The organism is Streptomyces sp. NPDC002793 (assembly GCF_040295485.1).
Lineage (GTDB): Bacteria > Actinomycetota > Actinomycetes > Streptomycetales > Streptomycetaceae > Streptomyces.
Genome location: NZ_JBEOVL010000123.1, coordinates 1 through 2,599, shown reverse-complemented (window position 1 = coordinate 2,599; position 2,599 = coordinate 1). Strand labels below are relative to the sequence as shown.

General features: G+C 63.3%; 3 protein-coding genes and 1 pseudogene. 3 read left to right on the top strand and 1 reads right to left on the bottom strand.

The features are described from left to right. Positions 1-484 precede the first annotated feature (484 nt). From ABT001_RS35840 to ABT001_RS35830, 3 genes and pseudogenes are all read left to right on the top strand, one after another. A complete protein-coding gene (locus tag ABT001_RS35840) occupies positions 485-907 on the top strand; it encodes a hypothetical protein (RefSeq protein ID WP_200696800.1) in 423 nt (140 codons plus the stop codon). Between the two features lie 126 nt (positions 908-1,033). Next, positions 1,034-1,309: a hypothetical protein gene (locus ABT001_RS35835; RefSeq protein WP_200696801.1), complete on the top strand. Its 276-nt coding sequence runs from the start codon at positions 1,034-1,036 to the stop codon at positions 1,307-1,309. Positions 1,310-1,738: 429 nt separating this feature from the next. After that, positions 1,739-2,328, top strand: a pseudogene (locus tag ABT001_RS35830) (transposase); the annotation flags it as partial. A gap of 36 nt (positions 2,329-2,364) precedes the next feature. Here the strand turns inward: ABT001_RS35830 and ABT001_RS35825 are convergent. Then, positions 2,365-2,599: transposase (locus tag ABT001_RS35825; protein ID WP_351285877.1), on the bottom strand; the 235-nt coding region annotated here is incomplete at its 5' end.

Sequence of the window (2,599 nt, the reverse complement as noted above, 5' to 3'; positions counted from 1 at the left end):
AAGGCGAGTTGGTCACGAGTTCTGTCCGCGATGCGCATACCACAACAACGACAACCGGAACGGGAAGCAACACCTTGATTCCCTGCAAGCCCTTACTCGGTGACCATCAACCGATCATTCGGGGAGATACGCCCTCCGCGTTCCGCGAGGCCCCTCCCGATGCCCACTCTGATGCCGCAGTCTGGTTTTGGCCAAGGGTAGGCACTTGCGAAGAATGAATTAGCAAGTCAGTGCAGAATGGGGGTGAATATGCGCCGCAGCTGTCGGCTTTCATCATGGTCAGGTGATCGATCAGGGGGTAGCGTGCACGTGTGCTCGGCGCCCAGAGGATTGAGGGTGCCGGCACGCCGTTCCTCCCTGACCGGAGGAATGACAAGTTCCATTAATCGGGGGATTGAAGTTCGTGGGGGACCTTTTCGGTTCCACGCCTGTTCGGGTTGCCTGTGGGCTTCCTTCCCCTTGCGACGACGTGAGGGAAAACCGAATGAATCGCAATACACTGCGGATGGCGGCCGTTTCGGCTGTCGCTGCGATAGCTCTCGGTGGGACTGCCGGCCTGGCGCAGGCGGCCCCCGCGCCCGCGCCTCAGGCCGCCGTTTCGGTCACGCAGCAGGCTGAGGCCCAGCAGGCCGCACGTGCTCTGCTGGCGAGCCCGTTCGCGGTCAGCCTCTCGGCCGCTGAGCGGACCGAGATGACCCAGATCGCGAATGGCGAGGTCTCCGCCGCCAGCAAGTGGAGCGCCATCAAGGCGGCCTTCAGCAAGGTCGGCGGCTTCGCCAAGGCCATCGGCGGCAAGTTCAGCGACTTCAAGAAGTGGTACGACGGCCTGTCGTGGTGGGTGCGGGCGCCTCTCGCCGCGATCTCTCCGGGGCTGACGCTTCTGGAGATCTACAACGCGCTTCACTGACAGGAGGGGACCACGGTTGACCGTGTCTCCTGACTGAGCAGCGACAGGCCGGGCATGCCTGGTTCCGCTGGGTACATGCCCGGCCTGTCGTCAGCACGCCGCGAACAGAAATACGGAGCATTCCGCATGACCGACACCGCGTCCCCGCGTACTGCCACCGAGGGCACCTGGGCCTTGCCTCTGCTGGCGCTTGTGCCACTTGCCTTGATCGGTCTCTTTACAGAGTTTCCCACCCCGTGGCTTGTCATTTCCTGGGTTATCTGTGCCGCAGTCGTGCTTCTGGCGGCAGCTGGATGGGTGACAGTATTTCGTCATGGAATGCGTGGAGCCAGTGCGTGGGCCATGTGCATTTTGGTGCACGCCGTGCTGATCTGGCAGCTGATTGTGCTTACCCGGCAATGACGCGAGTAGGTGCCCGTATTTCAGAGTAATTGGGGGAAGAAGTCCACGCGGGGGCCTTTCGGTTTCCACGCCTGTTCAGGCCGCCCTTGTAGGCTCCCTCCCCCTTGCGATAACGCAAGAAGACCCTACATGAACGGAAGCGATCTGGAAATGGCAGTTTCGGCCAGAGCCGCGGCTGCCGGGCCGGTCAGTTGCCGGCCGCTCATGTGAGGGAAGTGCACAGCAGAGAAGGGCGATGTTCTTGTCGAGGCCAAGGGCCTGGGCCGGCCCTTCGGCTCCAAGCGGGTTTTGCAGGAGGTCGCGCTCACTCTGCGCGCCGGCGAGGTGACCGGATTCGCCGACGCGAATGGCGCGGGAAAGCCACCACAATTCAGCTCATGCGGGACTGTAAAACGTTCGGTGTAACTCCCGATCATGGAAGATGCATCGATGACCAGCAACAACGTGTCTGAGGCCGAGCCCGTCGAGCCGTCTGAGACGGCGCCGTCGAAGTCTGTGGACGACCGGCTGATTGATGAACTGGTGGGCCGGGCTCAGGCCGAGGGCCTTCAGCTGACTGGCGAGGGAGGGCTGCTGCAGCAGCTGACCAAGCGGCTCCTGGAGCCGGCCCTCGAGGGCGAGATCACCGACCACCTCGGCTATGACAAGCACGATCCCGCCGGGAAGAACGGCGGCAACAGCCGCAACGGGACCCGTGGCAAAACCGTGCTGACCGACGTCGGTCCGGTCGAGATAGCCGTGCCCCGGGACCGCGAGGGTTCCTTCGAGCCGAAGATCGTCAAGAAGCGTCAGAAGCGCCTGTCGGGCGTCGACGAGATGGTCATCTCACTCGCGGCGAAGGGCTGACTACCGGTGAGGTCCAGGCCCACCTCGCCGAGGTCTATGGCGCCGAGGTGTCCCGTCAGACGATCTCCACGATCACCGACAAGGTCCTCGAAGGCATGGCCGAATGGCAGAACCGGCCCCTGGACGTGGTCTACCCGGTGGTCTTCATCGACGCGATCCACGTGAAGATCCGGGTTCTGTCGACGATCTTGTGATCCGGACGGCTGGGCTCATCGCGCGAGTAGGACACGTTTGCGAAGGAGATCGAGGCCGGCTCGGCGGAACATCTGCCGCTTCAGCATCTTCAGACGGTTGATATTGCCCTCGACGGCGCCGGAGCTGTGCGGCAGGGACAGGCCGTTGCGGACGACGTCGAAGTCGCGGCGGAGGTTGTGAGCGAAGGAGGCGAGTGGGACCAGGGAGTCCTGCTCGGCTCGGGTGATCCAGTCCTCGAGGCGGTCGCCG